This window comes from Dysgonomonas termitidis (genome assembly GCF_042654545.1).
GTDB classification, from domain to species: domain Bacteria; phylum Bacteroidota; class Bacteroidia; order Bacteroidales; family Dysgonomonadaceae; genus Dysgonomonas; species Dysgonomonas termitidis.
On record NZ_JBHSGN010000007.1, the window covers coordinates 1 to 19592 of the forward strand.

A 19592-nucleotide genomic window follows, 5' to 3' on the forward strand; every position below is an offset into this window, starting at 1 on the left:
ATTCTTTATTGGCAATGATATCTACAGTAACATCTACATTTTGAGGCATACCCGCCCCATTAAAATTATCACCATCGAACAATCTGTCTGAGTTTACAAGGTCTGGAGATATTTTTATTCTAGAATTGGACTTATTTAAAGTTAGAAGATCATTTTTTGGAGCGGGATATGCAATTACTTTTACATCTTGAAACTCAGCAATAGGTTTTTCCAACTGGGTTGAAATGGTTGCAGGGCCCTTTATTCTCATCTCGGACGATGTAAGATAACGCATTGCCTGGCTGGGTTTCACCCAGGGCCCCCCGGCCTGAGTCCAGCCAGGGGAATTGAAGATCCCAATCTCAATATCTAGTTCTGAGGCTGTCTTCAAGGCAGTATGAGTAATATCCCACCATTCATCGCTCATTAACCTTACTGTACGCCCTCCTTCATAAGGATCAAAATAATTATTGCCGATGAAAGCACGATTAATGCCAACTTTTTTCATTGCTTTAAGATCCGCTACAACGCCCTCCTTGGATATATTTCCACACATCCAGTACCAATAGATGGCTGTTTGAACACTTTCGGGAGGGGTGATAAAGTCTTTTTCCAACTGTATTTTTTGTGCAGAACAATATATGCAGGCTAAAACACAGATTAGTATATTCAGAACTCTTTTCATGTCCGTATTATTTTTTTAGAGAATTACAAATTTCCTGATTGATCTTTTTCAATCTGCCTTCCTCCACTTTAATGACCTTGCGGCCGTAAGTAATCAATCCATTGACTTCGCTTTCTACAAAAGAGAACGGAGTGTATCCACCGGTATGACTACCAACTTTAATATCGTTAATGAAGACTTCTGTTTTCCAGTCTACCGCACCGAAATACAACAGTATATTTTTACCCTTCCACTTTGAAGGCACTGTAAATGTACGCTTATTCCATAATTCATTGTTGTTTCCTAATGGTTTTATTACTCCCGACATACTTGATTCAACAGCAAAAGGAACAAGGATTTGTCCATCGAAAGATTTAGGTTCTTGTTGATTTGCCGGTACAATCGAATATTTCCACAAGCCATTCACGTTTGTCCATGCTGAACGCTTCATAATTGGGCGGGGGTATTCGGGCAATAAGTTCTTAGTATCTAATGTCTCGGCCCATTGAGTTTTGATTTTGTCGCCTGCCGATTGCCATTGAGCAAATACTGATACGCTTAAAAGCATCATTGCGAATAATAAAATCTTTTTCATTTAATTACAGATGATTTTAGATTGGTTATTCCATTTTTTACAGGAAAAGAATGATTCGATTTCCTATTAATTAAATACTCCTTCACTTGACTTTAACGAAGCTAAACGTGCAAACATTTCTACTGTTGCCCCGACATGCAATATATCCCAAGCGGTTTGCCTAACTTCACCTTTAAAACTATCGTAGTTCAGGATATTGTATGTCTTGTTGCGGCAAGGAGACATCCATGTATGCGACAGTATCTCCTTCATAAGCTGTTATATATTTTCTATCACCATCAACTTTATATAATTCAATAAGGCCACGCAAAGCAATTGCATTGAACCATGTGTGATCACTGTTTAACCTATATCTTTATTGAATACTAAAGAGTGGAATGTTGTAAACCAGTTTTTGTACATAACCTCGGCTATTTGTTGGGCTTCTGATAAATAATGTTCTTCTTTTGTAAGATTATATACCAGTCATCGTAAATCAATTAGCATTTATCCTACTATAACCCGTAAATATCTAATAAAAGCCGTCTTAACGTTTTTCAACTAGAATAAAATAAGGAAGCATTAATTTTGTAATCGCTAAACAACAAATAAATAACGCTTCCTTTGTATAAAGTACTTCGCAAAGATATGATTGAAAATGAAATATTACATCATTTATCCAGAGCAAAAAAAACTTACCAAACATAAATTCAAATTCTCCGGGCTCAGTTACAAACTGCATTTGCTAGCTCCATAGGCTCAGGTCTTTGTATGACAGGTTGAAAGAAACCCGCTTACTCTCTCCCAGATTTAAATCTATTTTCTCAAACCGTTTGAGCACCATCACGGGAGTAGTTACCGTACTGATTTTATCATTTATATAGAACTGCACAACCTCTTTTCCTCTTCGCTTTCCGGTATTAGTTATATTTACAGAGACTTGAATATCTTCCTTACCGAGCTTTTTCTTTGATACTTGCATATCCGAATATTCAAATGCCATTCCTAAATAGCGCGAATGCCATAGCTAAGAAATACAAGAAGCAATGTTTTAATAATCACGTATTACCTCTGGTTGGGAGCAAAGAAGAAACACATATACAAAAAGCCAGCAAAGTAGGGAGTATATCTCATGAGCTAAATAAAACGATGAAAAAAATTGCTTCAGAGTACGGATATACTGATAAAATTGTTTGGTATTCAGCCAAAGGAACATTCATAACCAAAATGATGCGGTTAGGGTATGAAGCGCCGGACATAGCGGTTATGTGTGGGAATAGCGCGGCTACAATATATAAGAACTATTTCAAGCCTAAAGACCCTAAAAGCATCAAAAATGATCTGAACAAGCGATTCCTGTTATCCGGTAACTTTAAAGTAAAATAGGTTTGGAATACTTTGTATAATATGATGTTTATTTCATATCACGAGAGGGGCTAATGTTCCTTTTTATTCTTATACCATCCACGGATTCTTCTACGGATCATAATCCGTCTGGAATGTGGGCAATTGCCAATGCGTAACAGGCATTTTATCTTCAGCAAACTTCCGGAGTATCTGTGTGTAGGTTATAAAACATTAGCAAAGCTTACACACAAGGATATATCCCGGTTACCAAAATAAAAATTACGTATTGTGAAGATTTCTTTTGATCTACACTAAAAAAACGAAAGAGTCCGGGCCCGGACTCTTTCAATGTTGATGCATCTCTGCATTAAGAGTGTGTTTGTATGAAGGATGTAACTTTAAGGAGTACATCCGGTCCCCTGTATCATAAACTACTATTAATTATTTAGTTAACAGCCTGCTGCCTAATTTAATTATTATCCGCAGTATCCCACCATACTCTGGTATCGAAATTATCCGGCCCCTGAGCTGCAATAGCTGCGTCATAGTTATTTTTATTAGTCAGATAGTCGTCCGGATAATACTGCCGGCGGTAAGGTATATGTGTTACTGTTGCGGCAGGGCCCGGTTTTAGAGCAGGCACATTAAGGCGTCTCCAGTCAGACCAGGCTTCCACTCCGTCCTGCATGAAATTGCCTAACCAGCGCTGCATCGCTATCTTTTCTATTTTTTGAGCATCTGTTCCCGCAAGTTTTATAGCATTTTGACCATAATATGTTTCAATTTGACCGGATAAACCGTGCTGACCGAAAGAAGCTGTAATCCCAGCTTTATATAAAGTCTCGGCATCGGCTGTAATCCATCCTCTGACGGCAGCTTCAGCCTGGATCAGCAGGATATGTGAAGGGGAAATAACAACCCTTTCGGCATCTTGTTTGTAATAAAGCGGATCAAAGACGGCGGTATTTTTATAGTTGGCTATTTCATTCTGGCTTATACCATAGGGCACACCATCATAATTTCCGTTCTGATTAGGGTCGGCATATGCTTCCAGACGTGGGTCATTATAGGCTATAAGCTGATCCAGGATCGTTTTTGACGGGGCAAAATCCTTACGGCCTGAAATTACCACATTGTCGTAAAGCGGATTCTGATTTGCGGTTTCCAGCAGGTATTTATATGAAAGAATATCTGCATTATCTATTATTCCGCCATCTGCATATGCTTTTGCAAACCGTGCTTTGCCGTCTGCCGGCTTGACATCCGACAATTTAATTGCCAGCATCATGCGTACGGAAGCATTCAGTTTTTTCCATTTGCTTATATCGCCGCTATACAAAATATCAAAAGTGCCGTTAAGCGTTTCCGCTTCATTAAATTGTGTATAAGCTTCCGTCAGTTCCTTGTCCAGGTCGGTATAAATATATTCCTGGGTATCATATTTCGGTGTAAAATTACCATCATCCCCTTTCAAAGCTTCCGAGTAAGGAATCATTCCTAGTATGTCTGTCAGGTGCATGTATATGAAGGCACGCAGGGTACGGCTTGCCGCAATCTGGTTATTGACCGAACCAAGCTGGGTGACATAGGATTCATTTTTAGTCGCTTCGTCTGTGTTCAGCTTAATGACTGTTTCCAGGTTCCTTATATTTTCGTAATAATACGGGCCGACACTGAAATCCACCATTGCGTAATTCGAATACTGGATATTCTGCCTTTCCGACAAATATTGGGGATACAACTGGTTCCAGGGATCATAAGTTCCGACCATTGTAAACAAGGGAACCCGTTTACACGCATAAGTGAATAGAAAACGGGTATCCGGACTGGACGGGTTGTTCGGATCAACGTTAATATCGTTAAAATCGCCACAACCGTTAAATAATAAGGTTCCAACCAGGATATATGTATATAATATTATTCTTTTCATATTTTTTACTTTTTTAATTTAAGGTTTAGAACGTAAGATTTACCGTAAAACCAAAAGAGCGTGTGGATGCAGCTTGTCCTCCTTCTATATAATTATATGTTGCACCGCCCGATTCCGACGGATCTATATTCGGCGCTCCCGAATAGATCAACCAGGGATTCTGGGCAACGAAAGAAAGACTCGCTTTTTTTATTCCTTTAACCGTATTTCGTAAGAAACTGCCGGGAACATCATAAGTCAAACTTAATTCGCGAAGCTTCAAATAACTTGCATCGTAGACATAGTCCTCCCAAATCAGGCTTTTACGACCCTGATAATAGTAATTCGCATCGACATATGCTGTCACAGCTTCAAAGTTACCATTCCCCCGGTCAACCACGCCGTCGACACGAACCCCGCCGCCGTCCGCTACAGACGACCGGATAGGATTCCCCTTGTCATTCAATCCTACCGTTGAAGTTAACAGCCCTGAACCTTCTCCAAACATATTGGTCGCTGATGCAATATCCCCGCCTATCTGGAAATCGAAGGATGCTCCCAGGCTAAAGTCTTTATAACGCAAAGAAGTGGAGAAACCTCCGGTAAAATCAGGCTGGATATTTCCCAGTTCTTCCTGAGCCGAAGCTTCCAGCAAAGGTGCATACTGGCCAAGCGCGTGATTAGGGTTTCCCCTGTCGGAAAGGATAATCTGCCCTTTATCGTTCTTTTTCCATGTAGAACCCCTGATAACACCGATTGGCTTTCCTACCTCCGCATATGAATATATGCGTGTAGACCAGCTCATCCAGTATATCTGATAGGAGTCTGTTCCTTCGACCAATTCTTCAAGGGTATTCTTATTCTTTGAAATATTGGCATTAACTACCCAGTCCCAGTTTTTTGTCTGGACAGGTTTACCACCTATGGTAAGTTCTATCCCACGGTTGCGGATAAGCCCGGCGTTCATTTTTCGGGATGTATATCCGCTGACCGGTGTTGTATTTACATTGATGATCTGGTCTTTCGAGTCTTTTGTGTAATAATTGACATCTGCCCATAACCTGCTGTCGAACAACCTTACATCCATACCGATTTCATATGAAGTCGAGATCGTAGGCTTAATGTACGGGTCTTTCAGGTTGCGGTCGAGCCACATGTTTGACAGTGAACCGTATTTGACAAGGTTACCGTCACCATCTTTCAGTTTATATGTCTGGTATATATTATAGGGGTCTATGGTGGAACCTACCTGTGCAATGGATGCTCTTAATTTCCAGAATGAAAGCCAGTCGGTCTTTACAAGGTTGCTGAGTATAGCAGCTCCAGACAAGCCTCCATATAAGTAATTGTTTTTATCCGGGTGAAGGGTAGAAGACCAGTCGTTCCGTAAAGAGAAATCAAGGTAATAGGTATTATCCCACCCAAGGGTTCCTGTTCCGAAAATACTTTGCTCTTTCAATTTGCTTCTGGAGGTACTTCCGCCCGGAAGCCCCGAAGAGGCTGCCGTACTGAAGAATTTATCCAGGAATAAACCATCGCGGGTAAATGCTGAAGTAATATCATAGACATAATCCCGTTGTTCAGCGAATAAAGCGGCGTCAACAGTCAGGCGGTTTTGTAAAAACGAACCGTTCCATGTTAAAAAGCCCTGAACCTGCGTATCTATAACAGAACTTTGCTCCTGTTCGTATTTAGAGACTTCCCCTAAAATATTCATAGGAACTGTCGTTTCATTATTCCGGTTGCGGATATTTCCGTTGACGCGCAGCCCTGCTTTCAGATTTCCTATAATATCCAGGGTTGCAGTAGCATTAAATACATTCCATTGGTAAATGTCGTTTTTATTAATTTCATTAAATAAAGCGAAAGGATTATCATGGAACTGTGGTGTAAGATTATCCGGGCTTGTGATATTCCATGAGCGGAATGAACCGTCCGGACGCTTATAATCTTTCAGGTCTTTCAGGTCAACATTCGTTTGTCCCCATTGCTGATAAGAATACAGGGCATTACCCAAACCTCCGTAACCTTCTGCGGCTGCATTGTGGTTTTTACGGTATGTATATTTATAATCCAAAGATACAGTTAACCTGTCCAATGGTTTGAATTGGGTTTTCACAGCCAAAAACCGTCTGACCGCATCACTGTTAGGGGTGACACCGTCACGTTGAGCATTCGTAAATGAAATTCTGGACATGTAGTCTTTTCCGGACTTGGAAAGGGCTATATTAGTAGTATTGCTTACCCCTGTCTCAAATAAATCAGCCAGGTTCATTCTTGATTCCCATTTTTCAGTCTGCCCGAATTTGGGATGAGTGGGGTCCCATGCATACCAGGGCGCATATTCCCGTCCGTCAAATTTAGGGCCCCAACTGGCATCATCCGCATAATCATAATATTGCAGTCCATTCAGTTTCTCCAAATATTTAGGATGTATGGCAGGGTCATATTCGAAGACATCCATTTCGGCATCGGCACCGTAATATCCCCCACCGTATTCCTTTTGCAGTTTGTTATGTAAATAAACCTTTTCGAAGGCCAGTGTGTGGCTGACATTGATCTCAGTTTTCTCTCCTGTATTCCCTTTAGTTGTGATTATAATAGCTCCGTTTCCACCCCGTGATCCGTATAGGGCTGTTGCCGCAGGGCCTTTCAGTACATTGACGGATTCTACATCGTCCATATTCAGGGAATTAACATTGGCTATAACTCCATCCAGTACATAAATAGGTTCATTACCCCCTGCATTGGTTAAAGAGTTTGTCCCCCTTAAAACGATTTTACCCGCATCGAACTTTGCTCCTGAACCACCTAAAAAACGGACTCCGGAAACTTTTCCTACCAGGGCATTGTTTAAGTCGGTTTGGCGGACTTTTACAAGGTCTTCACTTTTTACCTGCTGGGTAGCATATCCCAAAGATTTTTCTTTCCGGCTCAAACCCATTGCTGTTACTACGACAGCATCGAGGTCACGTGTATCTGTTTGCAACTCTATTTTCAGATTTGGAGCTACAGCTACTTCCTGTGTAACCATTCCGATAAGTGATACCACCAGCGTTTTGGAACCGTCAGGCACATTCAGTGTAAAATTACCGTCAGGATCTGTTACAGTTCCGGTTAAAGTCCCTTTTACTACGACAGAAGCACTGATAACAGGTTCGCCGTTACTGTCTACCACAGTACCGGAAATCCTGGTTGTTTGTGCTACTGTAAATCCGATGCTTAACAATAAGCAGGATAAAACTAACACTACTCTTTTCTTCATACTTAATACACAATTTTTATTAATATTAATACCAACCCACCTGTGAGGTCTGATTTTTTGTTCCTTATATAGATCGGAGAGACAGGCTATTACCGGCCCAAAAGTTTTAAAACAAGTAAGTCCGGAACCGAAACGGCCCGGACGAAAAACAAAAAAATCCCTATACAGTCTGAAAAAGACTGTACAAGGATTGTACTTTTAAAAAAAGTTATATATTTATTTTCTATTATGCGGGCATAGTCTCTCTCTCTCTCTCTCTCTCTCTCTCTCTCTCTCTCTCTCTCTCTCTCTCTCTCTCTCTAACAAAATAGAATTAACCCCCAAATTTTCAGGGAGAAAAATGCGGTTTAACGTTGAATATTTTAAGGATTTCTGTACCTTTACATTCATTGGGAAATACTATTTTTAAGAAGAAGAATGACGCTAATTCATTCGTTCAGGTTGCAAATTTAAATTATTTTTCCAAATAAAGCATAAAAAAGACAATAAAAGTATAAAAAGTATAATATGACAGGAGGTATAGAAAAATAATGTAACAATATATATGGAATGAAATCACGGAATCAGTCCTTATTAGCATGAGATTTTAACCGCACCAGAGGTGCAGATACGGCAAGCCATTGCTATAACCACCTCCAGGTTTACTTCCCGTATATCATACCTGATACGATTGCCCCTGATATATAAGTCACACTTGCAGGATTTTTCCATATCAATACCATATAGAATCTATGCTGACGTTGATTGTTTGTATGCTCACACCAAAAGGTAGAGGCAATTCTACCTTACGGAGCCATACGGTAGAATTTACGGGCTCAAATACAGGGCTGAACAGGGAGGAGAAGGCTTCCCGGTAAATTTAATTGCTAGGGGATGGATTATCCTGCTGTTTGCCTTTGCAGATCGGGTTGTTTTGCTACCTTGGGCAGTAGATTTCACTGTTCAAAAAAGGTAACGGACTGGTAACGGAAGTATGGCTTAAAAACGCCTTTTCCTGCTTTTTCCCCTTCGGAAAACCAATGCAAACGAATATGTTATACACTGGTTGTCAATGTGATGTTATTAAATTTTATTAATCCGCGGGTATATCGTACCTTTGTTACCTTTTAACAGTTTCAGGTTTTGCGCCATTGGTTGATTTCAACTACACTTCGTCAGTTGAACGATATTTCAGATATGCTAATTGGCATATTGGCACATTCATTTCATGTTGGTTTTTAGGGAAAGGTACCAGAATTAAGAATAATAATATAGCTGTAAAACCCCGGCTATTATTAACCGACAACTCCAAACGCCCGAAAAAAAGTGATACTTTAATGTTAAAAAACAAACATTTAGAATACTCAAAACACCTATTGCACACTTTTTGATATTCTGTGCAAAAACAAAGTTTTTTTACAATTTTAATTTCGTTGTCTTATAATTTAATAGTACCTTTGCGCGGAACTAAATAATAACTTTTTATTCAGATAAAATCATGGATATTTCACACATTGAACATTTAGGTATTGCTGTAAAAAGCATCGAAGAACAATTACCTTATTATGAGGGTGTCTTAGGTCTAAAATGTTATAACATTGAAGTTGTAGAAGACCAAAAAGTAAAAACTGCATTCTTCAAAGTGGGACAAACGAAAATTGAACTTCTGGAGCCAACAAGCCCTGACAGCACAATTGCTAAATTTATTGAGAAAAAAGGAGAAGGCATCCATCATATCGCATTCAGCGTGGCAGACGGAGTAGCCAATGCTCTTGCGGAAATGGAATCGAAAGGGGTACAACTGATCGACAAAGCTCCGCGCGGTGGTGCAGAAGGACTAAACATAGCATTCCTTCACCCGAAATCAACAGGAAGCGTCCTCACCGAATTGTGTGAACATCCAAACAAATAAAGTAAGAATGACTTTACCCACCAAATGATGACGTAAGGTCATTTTTACGTTAAACAGATTAATTTATTAGAATCTAAAATATTAAAACATGAGCCAACTTGAAAAGGTAAAAGAGCTAATGGAACTTCGTGCTAAAGCCCGTTTGGGTGGTGGTCAGAAAAGAATAGACTCACAGCACGATAAAGGCAAATACACAGCACGCGAACGTATAGCTATCCTTCTTGACGAAGGTAGTTTCGAAGAATTTGATATGTTCGTGGAACACCGCAGTACCAACTTTGGAATGGACAAACAAAAATTCCTGGGTGACGGTGTTGTAACCGGTTGCGGTACCATCGACGGCCGTCTGGTTTATATTTTCGCACAGGATTTCACCGTAATCGGCGGTTCATTGTCAGAGACTATGGCGTTGAAGATATGCAAAGTAATGGATATGGCAATGAAAGTAGGCGCTCCGGTAATCGGAATCAATGACTCGGGTGGCGCACGTATCCAGGAAGGTGTAAATGCATTGGCAGGTTATGCTGAAATATTCCAACGCAATATCCTTGCATCAGGTGTTATCCCTCAGATTTCGGGTATCTTCGGACCTTGTGCCGGTGGGGCTGTATATTCTCCCGCCCTTACCGACTTCACACTGATGACCGAAGGCACTTCATATATGTTCCTTACAGGACCTAAAGTGGTAAAAACTGTTACAGGTGAAGACGTTACTCAGGAAGAACTTGGAGGAGCAAGCGTACATACAACAAAATCCGGGGTTGCTCATTTCTCTGTAGCAAACGAAGACGATGGACTTGCTCTTATCCGTCACCTATATAGCTTCCTTCCTCAAAATAATATGGAAGAAGCTCCTCGCAAAGAATGTACCGACCCTATTGCCAGAATGGAAGATTCACTAAATGAAATTATCCCTGACAACCCGAACAAGCCTTACGATATGTTTGAGGTTATCGGAGCGGTAGTAGATAATGGAGAATTCCTTGAAGTACATGGCAATTATGCTAAAAACATCATCATCGGCTTTGCCCGTATGAACGGACAATCGGTAGGTGTGGTAGCAAACCAACCTAAATATCTTGCAGGGGTACTTGATATCAATGCATCACGCAAAGCTGCTCGTTTCGTGCGTTTCTGCGATGCATTCAATATTCCGTTGGTAACATTAGTAGACGTTCCGGGATTCCTTCCGGGAACAGGACAGGAATACGGCGGCGTAATCACTCACGGAGCAAAACTTCTTTATGCTTACGGTGAAGCTACTGTACCTAAAGTAACAGTGACTCTTCGTAAATCTTATGGAGGTTCTCACATTGTGATGAGCTGTAAACAACTTCGCGGAGATATCAACTATGCATGGCCTACTGCCGAAATCGCAGTAATGGGTGCCGATGGTGCTGCCGAAGTATTATACGCAAAAGAAATCAAAGAGGCTGAAAATCCTGCTGAAGCACTTGCTGCTAAGAAAGCTGAATACAACAAACTATTCTGTAATCCTTTCAATGCTGCACGTTATGGATATATCGACGATGTTATCGAACCACGCAACACCCGTTTCCGTGTGATCCGTGCTTTGGAACAACTGAGAACCAAAAAGCAAGTTAATCCTGCTAAAAAGCACGACAACCTGCCTCTGTAATCTCTAAAGTGAAATTTAAAAAATTAAAGATTTAACAATTTAAACAAATACTTTGATTATTAAATTTTTAAACATCACAAAAGAAAAAATAAGATGAGCGATCAGAATATATCAAAAGAAGTATTGGCGGCGATAGCACTGGCTATATATGATGCACAGCATCAGCATGATATAGAAAGCAATGTGCTTACTATAAAACATGTATCGAAAGATTATTTGCCTTGGGCCGACAAAAGGGAGGCTATGCTTCAAATGCCAATAAGAAAATAAAATTCGGAAAAACATCATGAAACAATTCATATACAGAATCAACGGCCAGGAATATATAGTTGCCGTAAACAAAATGGAGGGTGACCTTGCAGAAGTAGCTGTAAACGGAACTAACTACAAGGTAGAGTTGGTAAACAGCGACGAGGATGTAAATTTTGTTGCCCGTCCTGCTGCTAAAGCAGCACCAGCGCCTGCAGCCGCCGCGCCAAAAGCAACAGCTGCTGCACCAAGTGCAAACAAACCTGCAGCAGGCGGTGCCGGTACAGTAAAATCACCACTACCGGGTATCGTTATCGGAGTTCAGGTAAATGTAGGTGACGAAGTGAAAAAAGGCCAGACGGTTGCTATGCTTGAAGCCATGAAAATGGAAAATGCCATACAGGCACCTATGGATGGTAAAGTAACAGAAATATATGTAAATGCCGGCGACTCGGTACTCGAAGGTGTAGCCCTTTTATCTATCGGATAATAAAATATTACGCTATATTTGTTAAGAACACTGTATAATTTTATCTATACAGTGTTCTTGCTTTATTACCTGCCTGTGTCCTGCAAAAGCAAGATTTGATCTTTGACATCGATGGTCATATGTTTGAGAAAAATATCCTGTAACAATGCCAGTTCTTTTTTATAAATTGTTTTTTTCCTCTGGACAAAATACAGTGTATTTTCTATTGGTGTGAAACCTTCCCAAACAAGCTGTATATTTCCTTCTTCCAACTGCTTGCGGCATAAAAAATCCGGAATAACGGCAAAGCCTTCCTTATCCGATATGCAACGTATAATCGAACTCATATTCGGAACAATATAGTTCGGCTTAAAATTGGGCCTTTTCTTAAAGTTGTGTATCCAGAAATTGCGGAGATGTTCCATATCTCCGGTTGTTCCAAACCACGCCTGTTTATTCAGCCAGTCTTCAGCAGCTTCGGCATTGCGGACATTTACAGCTTCCCTGAATCCGGATAAATCACTCTTGCTCCCGGCTATCAGTATCAGCTTCTCTTTCGAAAAAGGGGTGTACTGGATATTAAATACCTCGTCTTTTTGAGGGGAGATAACAAAATCGAGCAGGCCTTTATCCAGATCATTCAGCATATCCTGATATACTCCAAACTTTGTAATAAGATTGAAAGGCAGCTCGCTGATAAAAGGTTCGAGCACATACTGGAACGTTTCAAAGCACATCCCGATACTTATACTCGGCCTGCCTGAATCAGCATTCCTGTAAAAATGCCCTTCGGCTTCCTCCAGTTTTTTCACGGCATCCACAATGGAATTATAGAGCATATTCCCATATTCGGTCGGCAACATCTTACGTGTACCCCTGTCGAATAATTTATTTCCGACATGTGCTTCCAGCGAATTCAGATGGAGGCTGACACCGGGCTGGGATATGTAGAGTTTGTTGGCAGCCGAGGTTAATGAACCGGTTTCATATATTGCTTTAAATGTTCTGAACCATTCCAGATTTACCACAATTCTTATTTATTATAATTATGATGCAAATATATAATTTATATTATTTTATTTATCAATAAAAAGGTTATAATTTTGTGGCAGAAATATTAAAAATAAGAAAAGCAATTATGAAAAAGATATTTGTAATAAATGGAGCACCAAAGTTTGCTCATTCGGGAGGAGAGTTTAACAAAACACTTACAGACTGGACGGTAGATTATTTTAAAAACTACAAAGGTTATGATGTAAAAACTACAGATATCAATGACGGCTATAAACCTGAAGAGGAAGTAGAAAAATTTGTGTGGGCAGATGTCATCATTTACCATACTCCCATCTGGTGGTTTCAATTACCTAACCATCTGAAAAAGTATATAGATGAGGTTTTTACTGCCGGACATCAGAACGGTATCTATTTCAGTGACGGCAGGCGCTCTGCCAATCCAACCCGCAACTACGGCACGGGCGGGCTGTTACAGGGACGTAAATATATGCTGACAACGACATGGAATGCTCCGGTTGAAGCATTTACCCTGGAGGATGAATTCTTTAAACAGCATAGTGTAGATAAAGGAGTGATGTTCGGGTTCCACCAGATGAATGCATTTGTAGGCTTAAAGCCTCTTGATAGTTTTCATTTCTATGATGTAATGAAAAATCCGAATATCGGGCAATCGGAAAAGAATTACCGGGCACATCTGAATAAGGTATCCAAAGAGCTATAAAATAGATTATTAGAAATAATAAAGGCTCAGATGATAAAATCCTGAGCCTTTACTTATCTCCATAGAATCATTCTAACGAGTGAATACCTTATACTCCCAAGCCTTCAAGGTATTAGGTAACTTGTTTACCTTCTTCCCTGAGAAATAGTCTGTATAGCTATCCCTGTTTAGAGCATCATTACTCTGATAAGTAATATTTTTGCCCGACAGGTTCAGCATTACCATAATCTCCTTTCCTGCTGCTTCACGGGAATATATCAACACATCTTTACTTGCAGAAGAGGTATAGAATCTTAGTTTACCGCCTATCTTCCCTGCACGTAATGCCGGATGAGTATGTTTCAGTTCGTTCAGCTTTTTATAGAATGCAGTGGTTGCATTGGCTGTCCACGACGGCACCATATCCTTTTCAAAGAAAGAAAGGCGCTTCTTCATCCCCACTTCCTGCCCTGTATATATCATTGGCATGCCATTGAGGGTGTATGCAAGCACGGCAAAAGTTTCCACCCCTTTTCCATAGCGTTCGAATTCTGTACCATTCCATGAATTCTCGTCATGATTGGTAAGGAAGTTCATTTTGTAACCATCGGGACACATAAGGGTATCCAGCTTCTGAACGTATGCCTGAATATCTTCGGCGGTCTTAGTTCCTTTATTCACGTCGGACATCATATGCATCAACTCCCATGAATAATTAGCATCGAAAGCATGCTCCAGTAAGTCATAGTTTTCTGATTCAGCCAGCATAAATACAGGTTTGATACTATCTAATGCAGGGCGTACATCGTTCCAGAAATCAGTAGGCACTTCATGTGCCATGTCGCAGCGATAGCCATCGATATTGAAATCTGTCACCCAATACTTCAGCGCATCCGTCATTGCCGCGCGCATATCTTTATTATCATAGTTCAACTCGTAAGTATCCGTCCAGTCGTATGGGCTTTTCGGATTTCCGGCCTCATCCTTTACATACCAGTCGGGATGCTCAGACAGCCATACATTATCACCGCCTGTATGATTGGCAACCCAGTCCAGTATCACTTTAAATCCTGCTTCGTGCGCTTTGTCGACAAGACGCTTGAAGTCCTCTTTTGTACCGAACTCAGGATTTACCTCCTTATAGTCCTTTACTGCGTAATAGCTGCCCAAAGTTCCTTTACGGTTCTTTTCGGATATCGGATGTACCGGCATAAACCAAAGCACATCAACGCCCAGCTCTTTTAACCGTGGCAGATGTTGCTCGAATGCTGCAAATGTGCCTTCTTTGGTATATTGTCTCACGTTCACTTCGTAAATAACGGCATTGCGTGTCCAGTCGAGATGCTGTACGGTACACTTTTCCTGCGGCTTGTCAGACGTTACCTGCGGTTTCTGTCTGCAAGAATAACCTGTCAGGGCGATTGCCGCAATGGCTAGTAATAGTTTATTTCTCATAAATTATATTTTTAATAAGTATTATTTTATATTCTCAGGCTGTACTGCAGTATTTTTATCCTGTACAAATGCGACAGAGATTGCAGCCAATAACATGGATACACCTGCTACGACAAGCATCATTATCGAACTGCCTCCGGCAATATGTTTCAATAATAAACTGCCGGTCAATCCCGCGGCAATTTGTGGGATAGTAATGGTTGCATTAAATATGCCCATATATACCCCCATCCTGCTTGCAGGCAGGACTGCCGATAAGATGGCATACGGCATCGCCAGAATTCCCGCCCATGCAATACCTACGCCAAGCATGGAAACCAGTAACAGGTTTTTATCATTAAAGAAATACATGGAGACCAATCCTAGTGCCCCCATAAGCAATGCAAATGAATATACTTTCTTCCGCCCGAGCTTATTTGCCATTTTTGCCATCACAATAGAAAATCCGACAGCAAAAACACCATATACCGCGCTTAATACACCATTCCAGTTACCGGCTTCATTGTATGCCTGAGATAACGGATCTTTGGTATTCCATACATTCTCGGCAATGCCGTCAGTAGCATAAACCCACATGAGAAACAGTGCAAACCACGAAAAGAACTGGACAATACCCAACTGGAACATTGTCTTTGGAGTACTCTTCAAGATATGGATGAAAGACTTCTTCTGCTTCTCATCATCTGTTATATTGTTATATTCTTCGTATTCTTTTGGGGGATACTCCTTTACCCGGAAAGATGTCCATAAAACAGTGAGAAGTAAAGCTCCTCCACCAAAATAGAATGCCCATATCACTGAAGGCGGCACCATTTCACCCTCGTTAGGGATATTCCTTATGCCAATCCAGGTGAGTACAAAAGGAAGCAATGAACCAACAACTGCCCCAACATTAGTCAGAAAGCTCTGGGTAGAATATCCTTGATTCCGTTGCCTGTCATTTACCATATCACCTACTAACGAACGAAACGGCTGCATGGATACATTAAAAGCACAATCCATAAACAACAACATAAAAGCTCCGAACAGAAACGGAGGCATAATATGAGCTACAAACTCCGAGTTAGGCATAAAAAACATAGCAAGAGCCGATACAATAGCTCCTCCCAGGATGAAAGGAATGCGCCGTCCAAATCTTGTCCATGTGCGATCGCTGGACATCCCGATAAGAGGCTGGACAATAAGTCCCGCAATAGGCGCAGCTAACCAGTAATAATTGAGATGACTGAGGTCTGCTCCCAATGCCGATAATATACGGCTGGTCTGCGAACTCTGTAATGAATATCCTATCTGAATGCCTAAGAATCCGAAACTGAGGTTCCAGATCTGCCAAAAGGTAAGTGTTGGTTTTTGTTTCATGGTATATTTTAGTATGTATTAATCAATCTCCTCCTTCGGCGGGCAGTTCCCGTGTGGTTTGCCTTGCTATCAAAGAGGTCTTTATCAGTTTGTTCTTCCGCGATACATTTCCGGGGTTCTCTATTTTTTCCAACATAAGTTGCATCGCTTCCTCCCCTACTTTTTTAGGATGCTGATCCATAGTAGTAAGCATGGGATCGGTATCCTGCGATATATTGGAATTGGAAAAGCCGAAGATCGAAACCTCTTCCGGCACATTCAAACCAAGCTTCTTTGTTGCCAGCAATATACCCGAGGCCGTATAATCGTTCATCGCCATAAATGCATCCGGCCTGTCAGGTTCCTGCAGTATCTGCATTGCTCTCTCATAACCGAGCTGCTTGGTATCAGCTATACGCATCAGATTTTCATCTACGGGCAGATGGTATTTGCGCAATGCATCCAGATAACCATTTCTCCTGTTCTTGGATATTTCGAGGTGCAACGGGGCCGAAAAAAAGGCTATACGCTTACAACCTGTCTTTATCATATATTCCACAGCGGTAAATGTTCCCGAATAATCATCCACCACTACCTTATCCGTGTCGATTCCCGTACAAATACGGTCGAAAAAGATGACCGGTATATCGTTATCTATCAATTCCTGAAAATGATCGTATTTTGTAGTCATTTTCGACTGAGAGATCAACACGCCGCATACACGGGCCTTGATAAGAGTCTGTACATTCCGTATCTCTTTCTGGTAATCTTCCGACGACTGACATACAATTACATGGTAATCCTTCTCCTCGGCGATAGTCTCCATACCGGATAATACACCGGAAAAGAAGTGGTTTGCCAATTCAGGAACGATAACCCCGATAATATTGGTATGCTGTGTTCTCAGGCTCAAAGCCAACGCATTTGGCTTATATTTATACTTTTTCGCATAATCCTGCACCAGTTTCCTTGTTTCGAGGCTTATGTCAGGATTATCTTTCAAAGCCCTCGACACGGTCGAGGGCGATATATTCAGATCTTTAGCAATATCCTTAATTGTTAACGGCCCTTTTTTCATGGTCTTCAAATTTTGCATTTACTTTGTATAAAAGTAATCAAAATTCTAATACCAAGACACTTCGAGGCTGCAATGTTAAAGACCCGTTATTTAAGTTTACAATATTTTCACTTATAACATCCTTTGCCTGGCTCTTCGGCAACACTTCTTTATATGGTGAAAGGTCTATCGTCTTTTCACTATCCGAGCCGGACAGGAATACAACAACGGACTTACCGTTGAATTTACGTTCATAAACATAAACACTATTGTTTGTCACAAAATGCTTTAGAGTTCCTTTTGATATAGCTTCATTTCCTTTTCTCCATTGCAACAATTTACGGAGGTAATCGAAAGCCTCGTTCTGTTGCGGCGTTCTGTTAGCCGAAACGAACAGGTCCGTCTTATCACCCTGCCATCCTCCGGGAAAATCGCGACGCAGATACCCGTCTCCCTCTCCCTTGTCGGCAGCCATTAATATTTCAGTACCATAATATATTTGCGGGATTCCACGGGTAGTCAACAGGAATGCAAGAGCCTGTTTATAACGGTTCAGATTAGAGGTTTGCTCTTCGGTCCTGTAAAAACGTGATGTATCATGATTGTCAAGGAAAATAAGCAATTCCATAGGATCGGCATAAACTATATCCTGAGCCAGATATTCATGTATGCGCGACAGGCCTTGTCCCCAATCTGTGGTTTCCTGATCGAATGCGCTGTTCATTATATCCGTAAGAGGGAAATCCATCACCGAACGCAGATAGGAATTTTTCGGATAAGCCAGCTTGCTGTCTTTCTGCCAATAAGCCACACCTACATTCGTATTGAGCCATGTCTCACCCACAATATTAAAATCGGGATATTCCTCTGTAACTTCCCTGCACCAGTCCGACATCATGTCATAATCGGCATAGGGGTGTGTATCCTGACGAATACCATCAATACCGGCATATTCTATCCACCAGATACTATTCTGGATAAGGTATTTGGCTACATGCGGATTTCGTTGGTTCAAATCGGGCATAGACTCTACAAACCAGCCATCCGCGGATCTCTTAAAGTCGTATGCTGATACATGCGGGTCGAACTGTGTAACTGTCTTATATGAAGTCTGCACATATCCGTCAGGATAATTGAACCAGTCTTTAGATGGCCTGTCCTTAAAGAAGAAATGTTCACTGCCACAGTGGTTGAAAATCATATCCATTACCACCTTCATCCCTTTAGCGTGAACCTTATCCACTAAGTCTGCAAACTCCTGATTAGAACCGAAACGACGGTCTACTTTATAATAATCCGTTGTTGCATATCCGTGATACGAACCCTCCGGCATATCATTCTCCATCACCGGATTGAACCAGATGGCGGTTACACCGAGATCGTGTATATAATCCACACGGTCGCTTACTCCTTTAAAATCTCCACCATGACGGGCATATTGTCCGTTACGGTCTATTTTGGCCTCGCGCATCCCTGCAATTACATCATTCGATGTATCTCCGTTTGCAAAACGGTCGGGCATAATCAGATAAAGTACATCCGAAGCATTGAAGCCTATCCTGTCGGATGAGCCGGACTTCCGGCCTTTAATCTCATAAGGAACCACCTTCTTGTCCTTGCCCTGCTGCAATACAATATCGAACTTTTCGGGTTGAGCTCCGGATAAGTCGAAATATAATATAAGATAATTAGGGCTTTCCAGCTTTACAGTTTCTTTCAGCCTTACCGATTTTGAAGTAATACTTACGTCCGATTTAGCCACACCTTCTCCGTGTATCAATACCTGCAATTCAGGATTTTTCATCCCTGACCACCAAAAAGCAGGATCTACTGTTTTTATATCGATTGCAAAAACCGATAAGCTCAGTAAAACGAGTAATAATACTAAATAGATTTTCTTCATGTACTATATAATTTATATTTGATTTATGTCGGTTTTGCCACTCCTACATTTTTTCAGTTATCAGTCAACAACTCGTAACTGAAAAAGGTAACAAAAGTAACACTATCTACAGTTAACAGTAAACAGTTATCAGTCAACA

At 40.9% G+C, this 19592-nt stretch carries 17 protein-coding genes and 1 pseudogene; 6 read left to right on the forward strand and 12 right to left on the reverse strand.

Annotation, left to right across the window (positions count from 1 at the left end):
- From ACFO6W_RS01090 to ACFO6W_RS01105, 4 genes and pseudogenes are all read right to left on the reverse strand, one after another.
- The coding region (locus ACFO6W_RS01090; protein WP_379993461.1) for a glycosyl hydrolase at positions 1-664 on the reverse strand (664 nt) is incomplete at its 3' end.
- A 64-nt stretch (positions 665-728) separates the two neighbouring features.
- Positions 729-1238, reverse strand: a pseudogene (locus tag ACFO6W_RS01095) (sugar-binding domain-containing protein); the annotation flags it as partial.
- A 66-nt stretch (positions 1239-1304) separates the two neighbouring features.
- Positions 1305-1490 (reverse strand): hypothetical protein, encoded by a 186-nt coding sequence (locus ACFO6W_RS01100; protein ID WP_379993462.1) that lies wholly within the window; start codon positions 1488-1490, stop codon positions 1305-1307.
- A 472-nt stretch (positions 1491-1962) separates the two neighbouring features.
- On the reverse strand, positions 1963-2199 hold the full coding sequence (locus tag ACFO6W_RS01105) for a fibronectin type III-like domain-contianing protein (RefSeq protein ID WP_379993463.1): 237 nt from the start codon (positions 2197-2199) through the stop codon (positions 1963-1965).
- A gap of 14 nt (positions 2200-2213) precedes the next feature.
- Between ACFO6W_RS01105 and ACFO6W_RS01110 the strand changes: the two genes are divergently transcribed.
- A complete protein-coding gene (locus ACFO6W_RS01110; protein ID WP_379993464.1) occupies positions 2214-2603 on the forward strand; it encodes a hypothetical protein in 390 nt (129 codons plus the stop codon).
- A gap of 430 nt (positions 2604-3033) precedes the next feature.
- Here ACFO6W_RS01110 and ACFO6W_RS01115 read toward each other — a convergent pair whose 3' ends face one another.
- The 3 genes from ACFO6W_RS01115 to ACFO6W_RS01125 form a co-directional block, all read right to left on the reverse strand.
- On the reverse strand, positions 3034-4494 hold the full coding sequence (locus ACFO6W_RS01115; protein ID WP_379993465.1) for a SusD/RagB family nutrient-binding outer membrane lipoprotein: 1461 nt from the start codon (positions 4492-4494) through the stop codon (positions 3034-3036).
- Between the two features lie 25 nt (positions 4495-4519).
- Positions 4520-7738, reverse strand: a complete 3219-nt coding sequence (locus tag ACFO6W_RS01120; RefSeq protein WP_379993466.1) for a SusC/RagA family TonB-linked outer membrane protein — start codon at positions 7736-7738, stop codon at positions 4520-4522.
- A 573-nt stretch (positions 7739-8311) separates the two neighbouring features.
- Positions 8312-8449 carry a hypothetical protein gene (locus ACFO6W_RS01125; RefSeq protein ID WP_379993467.1) on the reverse strand — a complete coding sequence of 46 codons (138 nt, stop codon included), beginning with the start codon at positions 8447-8449 and terminating at the stop codon, positions 8312-8314.
- 766 nt (positions 8450-9215) lie between these two features.
- Here ACFO6W_RS01125 and mce point away from each other — a divergent pair.
- The 4 genes from mce to ACFO6W_RS01145 all read left to right on the forward strand — a co-directional run bounded on the left by mce (position 9216) and on the right by ACFO6W_RS01145 (position 12007).
- Positions 9216-9629 (forward strand): methylmalonyl-CoA epimerase, encoded by a 414-nt coding sequence (gene mce, locus ACFO6W_RS01130; RefSeq protein ID WP_291108165.1) that lies wholly within the window; start codon positions 9216-9218, stop codon positions 9627-9629.
- Positions 9630-9717: 88 nt separating this feature from the next.
- Complete coding sequence (locus tag ACFO6W_RS01135; RefSeq protein ID WP_291108163.1) at positions 9718-11268, forward strand: acyl-CoA carboxylase subunit beta; 1551 nt, start codon at positions 9718-9720, stop codon at positions 11266-11268.
- Between the two features lie 93 nt (positions 11269-11361).
- Positions 11362-11538 (forward strand): hypothetical protein, encoded by a 177-nt coding sequence (locus tag ACFO6W_RS01140; protein WP_379993468.1) that lies wholly within the window; start codon positions 11362-11364, stop codon positions 11536-11538.
- A 16-nt stretch (positions 11539-11554) separates the two neighbouring features.
- A complete protein-coding gene (locus ACFO6W_RS01145; protein WP_379993469.1) occupies positions 11555-12007 on the forward strand; it encodes a biotin/lipoyl-containing protein in 453 nt (150 codons plus the stop codon).
- Positions 12008-12072: 65 nt separating this feature from the next.
- On the opposite strand, the gene ACFO6W_RS01150 is transcribed toward ACFO6W_RS01145, so the two are convergent.
- The gene (locus ACFO6W_RS01150) at positions 12073-13014 is read right to left on the reverse strand and encodes a LysR family transcriptional regulator (RefSeq protein WP_379993470.1); all 942 of its coding nucleotides are present in this window, start codon (positions 13012-13014) and stop codon (positions 12073-12075) included.
- A 110-nt stretch (positions 13015-13124) separates the two neighbouring features.
- Between ACFO6W_RS01150 and ACFO6W_RS01155 the strand changes: the two genes are divergently transcribed.
- A complete protein-coding gene (locus ACFO6W_RS01155; RefSeq protein WP_379993471.1) occupies positions 13125-13721 on the forward strand; it encodes an NAD(P)H-dependent oxidoreductase in 597 nt (198 codons plus the stop codon).
- A gap of 72 nt (positions 13722-13793) precedes the next feature.
- Here the strand turns inward: ACFO6W_RS01155 and ACFO6W_RS01160 are convergent, their stop codons facing one another.
- From ACFO6W_RS01160 to ACFO6W_RS01175, 4 genes are read right to left on the reverse strand one after another with little or no spacing between them, the layout of a single operon-like run.
- The gene (locus ACFO6W_RS01160) at positions 13794-15155 is read right to left on the reverse strand and encodes an alpha-amylase family glycosyl hydrolase (protein ID WP_379993472.1); all 1362 of its coding nucleotides are present in this window, start codon (positions 15153-15155) and stop codon (positions 13794-13796) included.
- Between the two features lie 21 nt (positions 15156-15176).
- The gene (locus ACFO6W_RS01165; RefSeq protein ID WP_379993473.1) at positions 15177-16514 is read right to left on the reverse strand and encodes an SLC45 family MFS transporter; all 1338 of its coding nucleotides are present in this window, start codon (positions 16512-16514) and stop codon (positions 15177-15179) included.
- Between the two features lie 22 nt (positions 16515-16536).
- Positions 16537-17571 carry a LacI family DNA-binding transcriptional regulator gene (locus ACFO6W_RS01170; RefSeq protein ID WP_379993474.1) on the reverse strand — a complete coding sequence of 345 codons (1035 nt, stop codon included), beginning with the start codon at positions 17569-17571 and terminating at the stop codon, positions 16537-16539.
- Positions 17572-17608: 37 nt separating this feature from the next.
- Complete coding sequence (locus ACFO6W_RS01175; RefSeq protein WP_379993475.1) at positions 17609-19453, reverse strand: glycoside hydrolase family 13 protein; 1845 nt, start codon at positions 19451-19453, stop codon at positions 17609-17611.
- Positions 19454-19592: the final 139 nt, after the last annotated feature.